The organism is Candidatus Avoscillospira sp. LCP25S3_F1 (assembly GCF_052117125.1).
In the GTDB taxonomy this organism is placed as follows: domain Bacteria; phylum Bacillota; class Clostridia; order Oscillospirales; family Oscillospiraceae; genus Avoscillospira_A.
Map to the genome: position 1 here is coordinate 14,088 of NZ_JBQKJT010000005.1, position 14,623 is coordinate 28,710.

Sequence of the window (14,623 nt, forward strand, 5' to 3'; positions counted from 1 at the left end):
CAATCACCAGCCCTCCGGCGGGGTCAGCAGCAGGTCGGGAAAAGTCAGGTGCGGAAACCGCCGAGAGAGGTTGTCCAGATGGGACAGCCGCAGTCGATCCGAGAACTGTCCGGCCTCGATGGCGGCCACCTCCTCCGGCAGCAGCTCCAGCACTTCGGCCATATCCTCCACGGTCATGTGGTGATCCAACCGCAGCTGACGGAGATTGCAGGACAAATTGCGGTCCATTTGCAGCGTTGCAAGCAATTCCAGGTCCATGGTACCACCTCATAATAATACTGAATTGATATCATTATAATACTACTCTAATTGTAGAATTTCAAGTTTTTATACTGTTAAACTTGTAGCATAATAATAACGGAGTGATACCATGAAACAGCGGAAAATTCAGACTGCTCTGCGGCTGACAGAGGAAATGCACTACAAGTTGACGCAAATTGCGCAGAATGAGCACCGCTCATTTAACGCCCAGCTGGAGTATTGGGTACAGAACTGCGTAAAGGACTATGAAAAAGAACACGGCGAAATTCCATTTGACTTGGAAAAGACGGCCATTGAATAAATTGGCACTCGGCAGAAAACCCATTGACATTTTTGCATTACCGGGTATACTTTAGGTGTAGAAAGTTTACCGCTGACCGATATGCGGTATAGAAATGGTCGGGTTGTAAGTTTACCGCTGACCAATATGCGGTATAAAAATGGTTGGATTGTAAGAAAAAGCCCTTCGCAGCGGTGCGAAGGGCTTTTTTCATAAGGGGAAATCGTATGAAAAAGACAGGATTTTATATCATCTCCCAGCGCTTCTTTGACGAAATGCAAGACCCGTATTTGAAAAGTAACAAGGACGAAAACCGCCCTCATTACTATTGTTTCGCCGATGCAGAGCCGGGCATATACTGGATGATTCCCTTATCCAGCCGTATTGAGAAATACCGGAGAATCATGGAACACAAAGCGGCCCAGAGAAAGCCGTGTGACATTCTGCACATTGTCCGATTAGACGATGGAAAGGAAAATGCCTTTTTGATTCAAGATATGTTCCCGATTTCAGAAGACTACATAGAGCGAGAATATACGATTGCCGGAAACCATTTGTTGCTGACCAGTGAACATGAGGCACGGACATTGGAGCGGAAAGCCCGTAAAGTTTTGGGTATGCTGCGCCGGGGCATTCAGTTTACACCCACTCAGCCGGACGTAATGCGGATTTTGCGCCGCTTGCAGCAAAAATAATTCCATTATAATAGGCACCCCGGGTTCCCAATACAAGGAATCCGGGGTGTTTTAAAAGTTTTACTCGATTTTTTTCAAAAAATCGCGGGGGTCTGGGGGCAGCGCCCCCAAAGAAACCCTCCCATTCAGCACAGCTTCGCACCGGCGGGAATGGCATCGCTGACCATAATCAGATTCAGCTTTTCCTCGCCCTGCTCCGTGTGGACGGCGGAAAGCAGCATTCCTTGGCTTTCCTGGCCCATCATCTTTCTGGGGGGCAGGTTTGTGATGGCTACCAACGTTTTGCCGATGAGCTCCTCAGGCTTGTAGTACATGGCAATGCCGGAGAGAATCTGCCGGTCGGTGCCGGTGCCGTCATCCAGGGTGAACTTCAGCAGTTTGTTGGACTTCTTCACCGGCTGGCAGTCCTTGACCTTGACGGCCCGCAGATCGCTCTTGCAGAAAGTGTCAAAGTCCACCTGTTCCTGGGCGTAGGGCTCGATCTCCAGGGCAGGCAGAGCGGCCTTGCGGGCAGCGGCTTCGGCCTCCTCCAGCTCCGCCAGAGCCTTGTCCATGTCCACACGGGGGAACAGATTGGGGCCGTCGGTGACGGTGGCCGTAGCGGGCAGGAGACCGTACTGGTTCAGGCTGTCCCAATCGTACCGGTCGGCGCCGATGCGCTTCATGATCTCGGCGGAGGTGGCGGGCATAAAGGGCAGCAGCAGCGCGCCGCAAACGCGGATGGTCTCCAGCAGATTATAGAGCACGCGGGCCAGTCTGGGCTTGTTGGCCTCGTCGCGGGCCAGGACCCAGGGGGCATTCTCATCAATATACTTGTTGGCGCGGGAAATGACGTTGAACACCTCGGAAAGGGCGTTCTGGAAGGCATACTTCTCCATTTGAGCCTCGTAACGGTCCCGGAGACCGGATACCATCTCGATGAGATTGGCGTCCAGGGCGTCGTCGGCCACCTGCTCGGCGGGCAGGGTGCCGCCGAAATACTTCTGGGCCATGGCCACGGTGCGGCTGACGATGTTGCCCAGGTCGTTGGCCAGATCGGTGTTGATGGTCTGAATCAGCAGCTCATTGGAAAAGTTGCCGTCGGAACCGAAGGGGAAGGTCCGCAGCAGGAAGAACCGCAGGGCATCCACGCCGAACATCTCGGCCAGAATATAGGGGTCCACCACATTGCCTTTGGACTTGGACATCTTGCCGCCGTCCAGCAGGAGCCAGCCGTGGCCGAATACCTTTTTGGGCAGGGGCATTCCCATGCTCATGAGCATGGCGGGCCAGATGATGGAGTGGAACCGGACAATCTCCTTGCCCACAAAATGGACGTCGGCGGGCCAGAACTTGTCATAGTCGTTGTACTTGTCGTTGTACAGGCCCAGGGCGGTAGTGTAGTTGAACAAAGCATCGATCCATACATAGACCACATGGCCGGGGTCGAAGTCCACCGGCACGCCCCAAGTGAAGGAGGTACGGGACACGCACAGGTCCTCCAGACCGGGTTTGATGAAGTTGTTCACCATCTCATGGACCCGGGACCGGGGCTCAAGAAAATCGGTGTTTTCCAGCAGGTCCTGAATTTTATCGGCGTACTTGGAAAGCCGGAAGAAATAGGCCTCCTCCTCGGCGTCCTGGACCTCGCGGCCGCAGTCGGGGCACTTGCCGTCCACCAGCTGACTCTCGGTCCAGAAAGACTCACAGGGCTTGCAGTATTTACCAGTGTACTTACCCTTGTAAATGTCGCCGTTTTCATACATCTTCTTGAAAATTTTCTGAATGGCGGCCACATGATAGTCGTCGGTGGTGCGGATGAACCGGTCGTTGGAGATATTCATGAGCTTCCACAGGTCCAGCACACCCCGGGGACCGGTGACGATATCATCGACAAACTGCTGGGGGGTCTTACCGGCCTCCCGGGCCTTGTCCTCGATTTTCTGGCCGTGCTCGTCGGTACCGGTCAGGAACATGACGTCATAGCCCTGCATCCGCTTGTAGCGGGCCATGGTATCGGTGGCGACGGTGCAATAGGTGTGTCCGATGTGCAGACGGTCGGACGGATAATAAATGGGCGTTGTAATATAAAATTTGCCCTTACTCGCTTCACTCACAGGTAATTCCTCCACAAAATAGCAGTTACCGTTAGTATACCAATTCATGCAAAAAATAGCAAGAAACCAACGTGATTTTTTCCCGTTACGACGCCCGAACCGCCAACTGCCGGGCCTGCAACGCCGCCGACAGCAGGAACCGACGGGTTTCGCCGGTGGTAAAGGTGACAGAGACGATGCCGCCCTGCCGGTCGGTGACGGTACCGGGTCCATAGATCAGATGGTGGACGGCCACACCGGCCTGGTACTGGCTGTCGTCAGGGGCAAACAGCTCCTCAGCGAAGGACGACGCCAGATCGGCGCTGCGGAACCGGAACACATCCAACTCATTTTTGGCCCGGGTCATGGCTACATAAAAGAGACGGCGCTCCTCCTCCAACTCCGCCGCCGCTTGCGCATCGGACTGGTTTTCCCGGGGCAGCCGGGGCAGCAGGCCATCGGCCACGTCCAGCAGAATCACCCGGTCGTATTCCAGGCCCTTACTGGAATGGATGGTGGACAGAATCAGGCCCCGCTCTCCCCCGCCCCGGCGGATGATATCCCGCAGGACTGCCAACCGCCGCAACAGCGCCGAAGCCGACGGTTCCACCGAGCCCAAGGACGCCAAAATGTCCAGCTTGCCCGTGTCGGCCCCCCGCTGGGTCAGATAGTCTCCATAGCCCATAGCGTTCTGAATGCGGCGTATGGCCGTCTCACCGTCGTCGGTGGCCAGGGATTCCCAGTGGACCGCCAGATTGCGGCACTGACGGCGCATCCACTGACTGCCCAGATCGCTGTCGGCCAGATAGGATACAGGCAGCTTCCCAGTCCCCCGGCAGGCCCGCACCGCCGCTTCGGCGTTCTGCTTGGAGATGCCCGCGCCCAATTTGAAATAGACCCGCAGAAAAGCCTCCCCGTCCTCCGGGTCCTGGGACAGATGGATAATGTCGGTCACATCCCGTAAAATCCGATGGGTGAAAAAACCGGAATCCACCTGACGGCACCGGTATGGCAGCCCCTTCCGCTCCAGCCGGTCGATAAGGGGCAGGGCGCTGTCGTTATCCCGGTACAGCACCGCCGTATCCGACGGCAGTTCCGCCGCCAGTTCCAGCAGCGGCGCGTACTGGCTGTCCCGGTCGGCTACGGTGATGGCCTTGAGGATGGCGCCGCCGTCCCGGGTCGCCGTCATGGTCTTTTCCCGGCGATTTTGGTTCTGGGCAATGAACCGGTTGGCCACCCGGACCAAATCCGGTAAGGACCGGTAATTCTGCTCCAAAAACAGAATTTTGGCCCCCGGATGGGTGTCCTCAAAGTGGACCAGCGCCGACGGGTCCGCGGCCCGGAAGCCGTAGATGGACTGGTCCTCGTCGCCCACCAGAAACAGGTTGCCCCCCGGCCCGGCCAACAGGTCCAGAATGGCGTGCTGAATGCGGGAGGTGTCCTGGGCCTCGTCCACCAGGATGTAGGGATACTGGGTGCGGAACACTTCCAACACCGCCGGATAGCGTTTGAGAATTTGCAGGGCATATACCAGCTGGTCGTCGTAGTCCATGCGGCACTGTTCCCGCAAAACCTGGTTGTACCGGCGGTACAGCGCGGGAAATTCCACGCCCTCCAACTCCCCATCGTCGAAGTCCTCCGGGGCGGTCATGGAGTTCTTGATGTAGGTAATGGCCGTCTGTAGCGCCTTGACGGTGTTCTCGTTGGCAAACTCCCCCGTCTGTTCCCGGCAAAGCTGACCCAGCAATGCCGCCTGGGGACCCGGCTCCAACAAAGAGAACGCCTGCCGCCCCAGCATCCGCTCATACTGGCGGATGACCGTATGGCACAGGCCGTTGATGGTGCGGAATGCCAGCTGGGCCGCCAGTTCGCCGCCGAACCGGGCGGCAAACCGCTCCCGCATGTCCTTGGAGGAGGCCACCGTATAGGTCATGGTCAAAATGTTGGACGGATGGACGCCGTACACATAGATCAGACAGGCAATGCGCGTGACCAGTGCCGTGGTCTTGCCGCTGCCCGGTACGGCCAGCAGCAGCACCAGTCCCCGGTGGGTCTCCACGGCGGCGGCCTGCTGTTCATTGAGGTCCGGCGCCAGCTGCGCCCGAAAGTCTGCAAAGGTCATAGTCTGCTCCTTTGGTCGCTTTAACGTGATTCTTTTTATTATACTGCGGTTTTGCTGTCCGGGCAAGCGGCAGCGCTTGACAGGGCTGTATTTTTTCGATACGATAAATGCGCTACCGTCACTGTAGCACTTTGGTGTGAAAAAAGGAGAAATCACAGAAGATGAAACGAGAGAACTTCCAATCCCGATTGGGATTTCTGCTGGTCAGTGCCGGATGCGCCATCGGCATTGGCAACGTGTGGAAATTTCCCTATGTGACCGGTGCCAACGGCGGCGGCGTGTTCGTGCTGTTCTATCTGCTGTTTCTGGTCATTATGGGCGTCCCAGTGCTGACGATGGAACTGGCCATGGGCCGGGCCAGCCGAAAAAGCGCCGTCCTTGGCTACAAGGCGTTGGAGCCCAAGGGCAGCAAGTGGCACCTCCACGGCTGGGTATGCGTCCTGGGCTGTCTGATTCTGATGATGTACTATACCACCGTGGCCGGCTGGATGCTGGGGTACTTTTTCAAGTTCCTGACGGGGCAGTTCACCGCTACCATGGACACCACCGCCGTGGACGGCGTGTTCAACACCATGCTGGCCAACCCGGCGGAAATGACCATTTTTATGGGAATCATTGTGGCAGCCGGTTTTGCCGTCTGCTCCTTTGGCATTCAGAAGGGTTTGGAGCGGATCTCCAAGTGGATGATGCTGGCGCTGCTGGCCCTGATTGTCATTCTGGCCGTCAACTCCATTCTGCTGGACGACACTGGCGAGGGCTTGAAATTCTATCTGCTGCCCGACTTTGACCGGGCCATGGAAGTTGGTCTGGGAAACGTCATCATGGCCGCCATGAATCAGGCGTTTTTCACCCTGAGCCTGGGTATTGCCGCCATTGAGATTTTCGGCAGCTTCATGTCCCGGGACCACAGCCTCACCGGCGAGGCCGTCCGCATCTGTGTACTGGACACCTTTGTGGCCATTATGTCCGGTCTCATCATTTTTCCGGCCTGCTTCGCCTTCGGCGTGGAGCCGGGCAACGGTCCTCCCCTGATTTTCCAGACGCTGCCCAATGTGTTCCTAAACATGACCGGTGGCCGTGTATGGGGTACCCTGTTCTTCCTCTTTATGACCTTTGCCAGCTTTACCACCGTCATTGCCGTCTTTGAGAATCTTCTGTCCAGCGCCATCGACAACTTCGGCTGGAGCCGCAAAAAGGCCGTCCTGATTCATCTGGTGGCAGTGTTCCTGCTGAGCCTGCCCTGTGTCCTGGGCTACAACCTCTGGAGTGGCGTGAAACCCCTGGGTATGGACGACATTTTGACCTTTGAAGACTTTGTAGTGAGCAATCTGCTGCTGCCCCTGGGTTCTTTGGTGTATCTGCTGTTCTGCGTCAGCAAATGGGGCTGGGGCTTTGACAACTATTTGGCCGAGTGCAACACCGGCACGGGGTTGAAAATGCCCCGGTATTTCAAGTTTTATTTCCAGTTCATCCTGCCCATCCTGGTCTTGGTAATTCTGATTCAGGGTCTGATCTGATGGGTCAAAAAATGCCTCCGGCGTGGCCGGAGGCATTTTTTATGGATGCAATTGCAGGAAATTACTCAGCGTCTTTCGCCAACGACTTCCACCTTCAGCAGGTTGGTGGAGCCCGGAGTATCCACGGGGACACCGGCGGCAATGACCACCAGGTCGCCATTGGTCACCATATCGATCTGCTTGGCGCAGTCGATGGCATGGCGCATCAGGTCATCGGAGTTCTTCTGGAGCTGGGCCAGCACAGGGAACACACCCCAGTTCATGCCCATCTGGTGGTACGTCTTCTCCACATGGGTGGCAGCCACAATGGGCACAAAGGGACGGAACTTGGACATACGGCGAGCCGTGTGGCCGTACTTGGTCACCACAATGATGGCCTTGGCATGGACGTCCATGGCCATGGTGCAGGCGGCGTCGCAGACAGCGTTGGTCTTGTCGGCCAGTTCCAGATCAAAGCGGATCTTGCGGTTTGCCAGCATATCGAAGGCATCCTTCTCGGCCTGGGTGGCAATCTTGGCCATGACCTGGACAGCCTCTACGGGATACTTGCCGGCAGCGGTCTCGCCGGACAGCATAACAGCGCTGGTGCCGTCAAACACAGCGTTGGCCACGTCGGTAATCTCGGCACGGGTGGGGCTGGCGCTGGTCATCATGGAGTCCAGCATCTGTGTGGCGGTGATGACAATCTTGCCGGCCTGGTTGCAGCGGCGGATGAAGCGCTTCTGCAAGCCGGGCAGACGCTCAAACTCAATTTCCACGCCCATGTCGCCGCGGGCGACCATGATGCCGTCGGACTCCCGGAGAATCTCGTTGAAGTTCTCCACGCCCTCAATGTTCTCAATCTTGGAGATGATCTTGATGTCGTGGCCGCCGTGGTAGTCCAGGAACTTCCGCAGGGAGATAACATCCTCCTTGTTGCGGGTGAAGGACGCGGCGATGTAGTCCACGTTCTGCTCAATGCCAAAGAGAATATCATTCTTGTCCTGCTCGCTCAGATAGGGCAGGGACAGGCGGGAATGGGGAATGTTGATGGACTTGCGGTTCCGGACAATACCGCCGTGGACCACCACGCAGTGGACCTCGGACTCGGTGCAGTGATCCACCCGCAGCTCCAGCTTGCCGTCGTCGATGAGGATGCGCTCGCCGCCCTTGAGGTCCTTGGGCAGGTCCCGATAGGTGATGGTAGCCCGCTCGGCGGTACCCTCTACATCCTCGATGGTCAGCACAAAGGGCTTTCCGTCCTCCAGGGTCGCCCGGCCGTCCACAAACTCCTTGAGACGGATTTCAGGGCCTTTGGTATCCAACATAATCGCCAGAGGCACATTCAGACGATCCCGGACCGTGCGGACCAGCTGAATACGGCCGCCGTGCTCTTCATAATCACCGTGAGAGAAATTGAGGCGGGCGACGTTCATGCCGCTGCGCACCATCTTCTCAAGGGTCTCCTCATTGCTGCAAGCGGGGCCCATGGTGCAGATAATTTTCGTTCTACGCATACGTTCGAATATCCTTTCCAAACACAATTTCAAATTTTAGATCAATATTCTGCTTGTATATCATAACAGATATTGGCCAAAAATTCTGCACAAATTGAAGAAAAGTTTATAAATTTTTTGTATGGAGTTCTAATAAAACTGTTCTGTCCACGGTGGGCATTTGCACTGTTTCTGTCCATTTATTATGGACACTTGTCTGCTCTTTCAGTCGCCCTCCACCATGCGGTAGCCCACACCCATCTCGGTGAAAATAAACTGGGGCTTACCGGGATTTTCCTCGATTTTCCGTCGAATATTGGCCATGTTCACCCGAAGAATCTGGTTGTCGCTGCTGCCGTTGGGGCCCCATACGGCTTTGAGCAGCATATCATAGGTGAGCACTCGCCCGGCGTGTTTGGCCAGCAAGGCCACAATACGGAATTCATTCTGCGTCAGCTTGGCGTCCCGTCCGTCCACATAGGCGTGCCGTTTATCGAAATCCACCACCAGAGGACCTGCGGTGAACTTGCCTGTCTGGGCCATGGCCCCCTCCAAACTGCTGCTGCGGGCGTGGCGCAGGGCCGTCCGCACCCGGGCCAGCAGTTCGCTGGTGCCGAAGGGTTTCGTCACATAGTCGTCGGCGCCCATGTCCAGCGCCTCTACCTTGTCGTGTTCCTGCGTCCGGGCCGATACGACAATAATGGGCATCTGGGACCACTGCCGGATGTTGCGGATGATCTCCTTGCCGTCCATATCCGGCAATCCCAGGTCCAGAAGAATTACATCGGGGCAATGGGACGAAGCCATCATCAGGCCGTCGGCGCCGCTGGCGGAGCGGAGCACCGTAAAGTCATTGGCGGACAGGATGGTGCTCATAAAGCTGGCAATGTTGGGCTCGTCCTCAATAATCAGAATCTTTGGTTTCACTGTCATACGGTTTCGTCCTCCAATGGTAGGGTAAACTCCACCGCCGCGCCGCCCTTGGGGCGGTTATAGGCGGCCATCCGGCCGCCATGGGCCAGGATGATGGTATTGCAAACGCTCAGGCCGATGCCCAGACTGCGGCGGCTGTCGCTGCACTCCTGGTCATCGTGGGAAATGGACTGTTCAAAGAGCCGGCCCAAAATGGCCGGTTCAATGCCGCACCCGTCATCCTCCACCCGAAATACGGCCAAATCCCCCCGGCGCTCCAGAATCAGACCGATATGGGCGGCGTTTTTGCCGTGTAGGATGGCGTTTTCCAGCAGGTTGATCAGCACCTGCTCAATGAGCATGGCATCCATGGCCACCATCAGCAGCTCGTTCGGTACGGAAACGGTTACATCCTGCTGTGGGAACCGCTTGTGCAGCCGGTCCACGGCGGCACTGACCACCTCTTCGGCCACCTCCACCTGCTTTTGCAGCCGAGCCTCGCTGGTGCCGTCGTCCATCCGGGTCACCGACAGGAGATTTTCCACCATGCGGATCAGCCATTGGGCGTCCTCGCCGATTTCCCTGGCCAACTGCTGCCGTTCCGGCTCCGTCAGCCGTCCGTCATCATCGGCCAGGGCCGAACTGGCCCCCAGAATGGAGGTCAGCGGCGTCCGCAGGTCGTGGGATACAGCCCGCAGCAGATTGCTGCGGGTCTTTTCCCGCTCCGCCTCCACCCGGAGACTGCTCTGCCGCTTGATCTGGGTGGTCATGGCGCTGGTGGCTACGGATACGGCCAGCATACAGAGAATGGTCAACGGATAGCCGGAAATGGTGAAATTAAAGGCAAAATACGGAAAGGTAAAAAAATAGTTGACGGCCAACACGCACAGACAGGAGGCGGCAATGCCGTAGAAAAACCCCGTGGTAAACCGGGAGATCAGAAACACGGCCAGCAGATACAGCTCCGCCACATAGTGACCCTGGGGGTCCATCTGCCACAGGGCCAGACACAGCAGAGACACCCCCAGCAAAATACCTGCCGTCACCGCTGTATCCCGCCGGGACAGGTGGAGCCGCTGCACCAGTCTCCGCAGATTACCGGTCTGCATGGGTCCCACCGCCTTTCTGAAAAGTGGAACCATTATAGCAGATTTTTGATGGAAAAAACAGAGGTTTGGCCCGTTAAGAAGTCGTTAATGCACTGTATCATGCTTCTGCGCAATTGGGGGTAGCAGATATGGAAAAGGCCGCCGTCCACCACCCAATGGGGCGGGTACGGCAGCCTTGGGGCTGACACCCCGGGGATTGCTCCGATTACGAATGGCACTGGAGATGGTGTACCCCTGCACTCTGTTTCTTACGCTCCAGTACCGCGCGCTCCTATTTGGTCCGGAACAGCATTTGAACCAGTTCTTCCCTGGTCACAAAGGATTGGTACTTCTTGTCTCCGTCGCTGCCGCCCTGGACAATGTTGGCCTTTTCTGCCCAGGCTCTGGCCTCGTTGGACCAGGCCGATGGGGCCAACTTGGCCCGGTTCGCCAGATAGCGATCCATAAAGGCCGTGAATTCCTCATAGGTCACAGGCTTCTCCTCCTTTTTGAGAGAAAATTGAGTGATGATGGCGTCTGCAATGGCCTTGGTCACTGCGTCGAATTTTGTCGTATACACCAGCATATCGTCGGGATCGTCGATAAAACAGACCTCCAGCAACGCCGACCGGACCCCGGCCCGGTGCGCAGCGTTGATGACGGCCCAATTGTACTGCTTGAGTCCCCGGTTCGTCAGGCCCACCGCCGCAACCGCCCGGCAGATGCCCTCCTCAGCCGTCGTCTCTGTGGCCGCCGTCGGAACAAATATCTCCACGCCCTTGGTCTTACCGTCCTTGGGACTGGCGGCGGAAGCATTAAAGTGAATTTCCAACACATAGTCGAAGCTCGACAGTGGGACCTGCTTGTTCAGCCGTCCTGTGCGGAAATCATCAAAGGCATTGCGCTCCGCTGGGTAGCGGGTCACCTCGCAGTACCCCTTGAGGCGTTGTGCCACGGCATCGGCCACCCGCCGTGTCTCCACAGCCTCCTGAAACACACCGGAGACGGCGCCGGGGTCGCCGGCGCCATGACCGGAAATCAGCAGCAGCTTCATGCCTGCTCCCCCTTCCCCGCATCATCCGTGGGCCGCAGCTTTGCGATGCGGCCCAGCACCGCCAGAACCCCGGCCATGAGCGTGGCGGAGACGACGCCCTTCCAGCTGACATCAAAAAATGTCGCCATGGTACCGATGGTAGCCAGCGCCGTCTGTGCCATGGCCTGCAACACCAAAATTCCGGTATTGCGCAGCCACAGCTTCTGCTTCCCGTTCACAAGCAGATGCCTCCTTTCAGAAATTTGCGGCAGACCCTGCCGCTGTCCAGTCTATGGCAGAAGGGTTCTATTTGTGACAGATTACAGCAAAAACCGCGTATTCAGCAGGGAGAAACAGGCGGGAAACGGCCGCATAAAATTCCAAAATCCCAATCCCCGGAAACCGTAGGATGCGGCCAGATCAAATTTTGCCAGACAGCTGCGGGGGTCCTCAAACCAGACCTCATGGACCATGCCCCGATCATCGGTATAGTGGAAGTACGGCGTCTGGGCTTTCTCGTCAAATTGGATTTCCGCGCCCATGCGGACCGCCAGCGCCACGGCCTCCGGATTGGAAATGCTGGTGGCCCGGCTCTCTCCGGTGACAAAGGGCAGCGTCCAGTTATAGGCATAATTTGGAAATCCCATAAAGATTTTTTCCGGTGGAATCTCTGTCACGGCGTAGTCCAATACCCGTTTTACGGCGTCAATGGGGGCCACAGCCATGGGCGGGCCGTAGGTGTAGCCCCATTCATAGGTCATCAGCAGCACCGCATTGGCCGCCTCCCCCAACAGCCGGTAATTGTGGCCCTGATAGAGGACCCCGGCCTGATCCGCCGATGTCTTTGGGGCCAGGGCCACCACCACTTCCAGCCCCAGCGCATTGGCCCGTTGCCGCAGCAAGGCCACAAAGTCGGCGTAAGCCTCAGCCTGTTCCGGGAAGATAAATTCAAAGTCCACGTCAATGCCGCCGTACCCCTTCTCCAGCGCCGTACCGATGGCCGCGTCGGCCAGGGACATCCGGCTTTCGTCGGTAGCCAGCGCCACGGCCGCCCGCTCATTGGAAAAGGTGCCGTCCTCGGTGAGCGTGGACAGATGGAGCCACGGTATCACGCCGTATTGGTCTGCCAGCCGCAGCAGAGTCTCATCCTTTAACGGCACCAGTCCCCCGGTGTTTGACACGCCGTATGTAAAAGGAGCCAGAAATGTGCTGTAGGGCAGAATGGTTCGCAGCACCGCTTCCCGGACGTCCGGTTCCGCATAGCCGTTAAGCTCCATTGGCGTATCCGGCGTATCCTCCCATGCAATGACCAACACCTGACCGGGAAACAATGCAGCGCGGCCCTCCAGATTGGGATTGTTCCGCAGCAGCTGCAACGGGTCCGTATCATACTGCCGGGCCACGCTGTAGAGGGTTTCCCCCGAACGGACCGTATGTAAAATGCGGGGTTTTAAAATCAATAAACTCTGTCCAACAGCCAGCGCAAAAGGCGGCTCCAGTCCGTTAACCCGGGCAATCAATCCCGGCGACACCCCATATTCCCCACCGATGGCCGTCAAGGTCTCCCCAGCCTGTACTGTATGCAGCTGCATGGCTATCTCCTCCCAAGGTTTTTTTTCATCCTATGAGAAGTCGGTTTACAAGGTGTCGTTCTTCCGTTATGATAAACAAAATCCTACAGAATTTTGTTTAGGAGGTATTGTAAATGGACCTTTCCCCTTTGGGCCCGTGGCTGCCGCTGCTGGAGCCGGAGCTGCAAAAGCCCTATTTTGCAGAATTAACCCGCCGCGTGGACGAAGCCCGCTCCACCGTCACCGTCTACCCGCCGGAAAACGAGGTATTCCGTGCCTTTTCCCTGACGCCGCCGGACCGGGTCCGGGTGGTGATTCTTGGTCAGGACCCCTACCATGGAGCGGGGGAAGCCAACGGTCTGGCCTTTTCCGTCCGGGAGGGCGTCAAAATTCCGCCCTCCCTGCGCAACATGTTTCAGGAGTTGGACAGCGACCTCCATTGTCCCCCGCCGCCCCACGGCGATCTCACCGGCTGGGCCAAACAGGGCGTGCTGTTGCTGAACACCGTGCTGACTGTAGAAAAAGACCATGCCAACAGCCACAAAAATTTTGGATGGCAGACCTTCACTGACGCGGTGGTGGACACGCTGGCCGCGCTTCCCCAGCCCATGATTTTCGTACTCTGGGGCAACCAGGCCCATAAAAAGCGCAAATCCATTGTAGCGTCTCCCCATGTGCGCTGTATTCTGGAATCCCCCCATCCCAGCCCCCTTTCCGCCTACCGGGGCTTTTTCGGCAGCCAGGTCTATTCCAAGCTCAATGACTTTCTGTTAGCCAACGGCCAGCCGCCCATTGATTTTTCCATATAATTCATAAACAATTGGGGCAAATCATCCACAGCCGTTTGTGGATAATTTGCTCCAATTTCATTTTTAACTCACAAAAATTGTTTATTTCGACAGAAATAAAGTCATAGTTAAACCAATATTTTGTGCAATCAAAAAGTTATTCACATCCACCAACAAGTTTTCCACACAGTGTGAGCAAGTTATTGACACCTGTGAAAAACTCCTGTGGACAGATGTCCGTTTTCATTTGTGGTACCGGCTGCCGGCCTGGATGGCCTCGGCCCGATACAGCTGTTCCAATACCATAATCCGCGCCAAATGGTGGGGAAACGTCATGGGCGACATGGACAGTCGAAAATCTGCCCGCTGCTTCACCGCTGGAGCCATGCCGAAAGAGCTGCCCAAGATCAAACAGACGGAGGATTTTCCCGCCGATTTGACGGCTTTCAACTGATCGGCCAGCTGTTCCGACGACAGGAGCTTGCCCTCCGGCGTCAGAACGCAGACCCAGGCCCCCTTGGGGATTTTGGAAAAAATCTGTTCCGCTTCCCGCTCCAGTCCTGCCGTGATCTCCGCGTCGGAGGGATTCTCCGGCAGCCGGTACTCCGGCAGCTCCAGCAGCTCCAGCTTGCAGTAGGCCGACAGCCGTTTGGCGTACTCCTTGCAGGCTTCCAGATAGAATTTTTCCTTGAGCTTTCCCACAGTGAGGATAGTCACATGCAGCATAGGGTCCTCCCGTCCTGGTTTTCGCCCGCTTCAGCAGGCGACCAAAGGCGCCGCCTTTGGAAACCGCAATTTTTTTGCAA

14 protein-coding genes are annotated in these 14,623 nt (G+C 56.8%); 4 read left to right on the plus strand and 10 right to left on the minus strand.

Annotated elements, in window-relative coordinates; all coding sequences use genetic code 11:
* Window positions 1–3: 3 nt before the first annotated feature.
* The gene (locus ACTQ33_RS05475) at window positions 4–258 is read right to left on the minus strand and encodes a hypothetical protein (protein ID WP_441462804.1); all 255 of its coding nucleotides are present in this window, start codon (window positions 256–258) and stop codon (window positions 4–6) included.
* 112 nt (window positions 259–370) lie between these two features.
* On the opposite strand from ACTQ33_RS05475, the gene ACTQ33_RS05480 reads away from it, so the two are divergent.
* Both ACTQ33_RS05480 and cptIN read left to right on the plus strand, forming a co-directional pair.
* On the plus strand, window positions 371–562 hold the full coding sequence (locus ACTQ33_RS05480) for a TA system antitoxin ParD family protein (protein WP_441462806.1): 192 nt from the start codon (window positions 371–373) through the stop codon (window positions 560–562).
* A 206-nt stretch (window positions 563–768) separates the two neighbouring features.
* Window positions 769–1,236, plus strand: a complete 468-nt coding sequence (gene cptIN, locus ACTQ33_RS05485) for a type III toxin-antitoxin system CptIN family toxin (RefSeq protein WP_441462808.1) — start codon at window positions 769–771, stop codon at window positions 1,234–1,236.
* A gap of 125 nt (window positions 1,237–1,361) precedes the next feature.
* Here the strand turns inward: cptIN and metG are convergent, their stop codons facing one another.
* Both metG and ACTQ33_RS05495 read right to left on the minus strand, forming a co-directional pair.
* The gene (gene metG / locus ACTQ33_RS05490) at window positions 1,362–3,380 is read right to left on the minus strand and encodes a methionine--tRNA ligase (RefSeq protein WP_441462810.1); all 2,019 of its coding nucleotides are present in this window, start codon (window positions 3,378–3,380) and stop codon (window positions 1,362–1,364) included.
* A 37-nt stretch (window positions 3,381–3,417) separates the two neighbouring features.
* The gene (locus tag ACTQ33_RS05495; protein ID WP_441462812.1) at window positions 3,418–5,433 is read right to left on the minus strand and encodes an ATP-dependent helicase; all 2,016 of its coding nucleotides are present in this window, start codon (window positions 5,431–5,433) and stop codon (window positions 3,418–3,420) included.
* A 161-nt stretch (window positions 5,434–5,594) separates the two neighbouring features.
* Between ACTQ33_RS05495 and ACTQ33_RS05500 the strand changes: the two genes are divergently transcribed.
* Window positions 5,595–6,950 (plus strand): sodium-dependent transporter, encoded by a 1,356-nt coding sequence (locus ACTQ33_RS05500; RefSeq protein ID WP_441462813.1) that lies wholly within the window; start codon window positions 5,595–5,597, stop codon window positions 6,948–6,950.
* A gap of 65 nt (window positions 6,951–7,015) precedes the next feature.
* Here the strand turns inward: ACTQ33_RS05500 and pyk are convergent, their stop codons facing one another.
* From pyk to ACTQ33_RS05530, 6 genes are all read right to left on the minus strand, one after another.
* Window positions 7,016–8,446 carry a pyruvate kinase gene (gene pyk / locus ACTQ33_RS05505; protein WP_441462815.1) on the minus strand — a complete coding sequence of 477 codons (1,431 nt, stop codon included), beginning with the start codon at window positions 8,444–8,446 and terminating at the stop codon, window positions 7,016–7,018.
* A gap of 204 nt (window positions 8,447–8,650) precedes the next feature.
* The gene (locus ACTQ33_RS05510; RefSeq protein ID WP_441462816.1) at window positions 8,651–9,358 is read right to left on the minus strand and encodes a response regulator transcription factor; all 708 of its coding nucleotides are present in this window, start codon (window positions 9,356–9,358) and stop codon (window positions 8,651–8,653) included.
* The gene (locus ACTQ33_RS05515) at window positions 9,355–10,446 is read right to left on the minus strand and encodes a sensor histidine kinase (protein ID WP_441462818.1); all 1,092 of its coding nucleotides are present in this window, start codon (window positions 10,444–10,446) and stop codon (window positions 9,355–9,357) included. The genes ACTQ33_RS05510 and ACTQ33_RS05515 overlap by 4 nt, the downstream gene beginning before the upstream one ends.
* A gap of 271 nt (window positions 10,447–10,717) precedes the next feature.
* On the minus strand, window positions 10,718–11,479 hold the full coding sequence (locus ACTQ33_RS05520) for an N-acetylmuramoyl-L-alanine amidase (protein WP_441462819.1): 762 nt from the start codon (window positions 11,477–11,479) through the stop codon (window positions 10,718–10,720).
* Complete coding sequence (locus tag ACTQ33_RS05525; RefSeq protein ID WP_441462820.1) at window positions 11,476–11,697, minus strand: holin; 222 nt, start codon at window positions 11,695–11,697, stop codon at window positions 11,476–11,478. Before ACTQ33_RS05525 ends, ACTQ33_RS05520 begins: the two co-directional genes overlap by 4 nt.
* An 81-nt stretch (window positions 11,698–11,778) precedes the next feature.
* Window positions 11,779–13,050: a LysM peptidoglycan-binding domain-containing protein gene (locus ACTQ33_RS05530; protein WP_441462821.1), complete on the minus strand. Its 1,272-nt coding sequence runs from the start codon at window positions 13,048–13,050 to the stop codon at window positions 11,779–11,781.
* A gap of 113 nt (window positions 13,051–13,163) precedes the next feature.
* Between ACTQ33_RS05530 and ung the strand changes: the two genes are divergently transcribed.
* Window positions 13,164–13,838, plus strand: coding sequence for a uracil-DNA glycosylase (ung, locus tag ACTQ33_RS05535; RefSeq protein WP_441462823.1), 675 nt, complete (start codon window positions 13,164–13,166; stop codon window positions 13,836–13,838).
* A gap of 222 nt (window positions 13,839–14,060) precedes the next feature.
* On the opposite strand, the gene rlmH is transcribed toward ung, so the two are convergent.
* On the minus strand, window positions 14,061–14,543 hold the full coding sequence (gene rlmH / locus ACTQ33_RS05540; protein ID WP_441462824.1) for a 23S rRNA (pseudouridine(1915)-N(3))-methyltransferase RlmH: 483 nt from the start codon (window positions 14,541–14,543) through the stop codon (window positions 14,061–14,063).
* Window positions 14,544–14,623 lie beyond the last annotated feature (80 nt).

Coding starts and splice junctions, on each gene's coding strand:
- rlmH (WP_441462824.1), bottom strand. CDS start 14,543: ATGCTGCATGTGACTATCCTCACTGTGGGAAAGCTCAAGGAAAAATTC.
- cptIN (WP_441462808.1), top strand. CDS start 769: ATGAAAAAGACAGGATTTTATATCATCTCCCAGCGCTTCTTTGACGAA.
- pyk (WP_441462815.1), bottom strand. CDS start 8,446: ATGCGTAGAACGAAAATTATCTGCACCATGGGCCCCGCTTGCAGCAAT.
- ACTQ33_RS05510 (WP_441462816.1), bottom strand. CDS start 9,358: ATGACAGTGAAACCAAAGATTCTGATTATTGAGGACGAGCCCAACATT.
- ACTQ33_RS05520 (WP_441462819.1), bottom strand. CDS start 11,479: ATGAAGCTGCTGCTGATTTCCGGTCATGGCGCCGGCGACCCCGGCGCC.
- ACTQ33_RS05530 (WP_441462821.1), bottom strand. CDS start 13,050: ATGCAGCTGCATACAGTACAGGCTGGGGAGACCTTGACGGCCATCGGT.
- metG (WP_441462810.1), bottom strand. CDS start 3,380: ATGAATTGGTATACTAACGGTAACTGCTATTTTGTGGAGGAATTACCT.
- ACTQ33_RS05500 (WP_441462813.1), top strand. CDS start 5,595: ATGAAACGAGAGAACTTCCAATCCCGATTGGGATTTCTGCTGGTCAGT.
- ACTQ33_RS05480 (WP_441462806.1), top strand. CDS start 371: ATGAAACAGCGGAAAATTCAGACTGCTCTGCGGCTGACAGAGGAAATG.
- ung (WP_441462823.1), top strand. CDS start 13,164: ATGGACCTTTCCCCTTTGGGCCCGTGGCTGCCGCTGCTGGAGCCGGAG.
- ACTQ33_RS05495 (WP_441462812.1), bottom strand. CDS start 5,433: ATGACCTTTGCAGACTTTCGGGCGCAGCTGGCGCCGGACCTCAATGAA.
- ACTQ33_RS05515 (WP_441462818.1), bottom strand. CDS start 10,446: ATGCAGACCGGTAATCTGCGGAGACTGGTGCAGCGGCTCCACCTGTCC.
- ACTQ33_RS05475 (WP_441462804.1), bottom strand. CDS start 258: ATGGACCTGGAATTGCTTGCAACGCTGCAAATGGACCGCAATTTGTCC.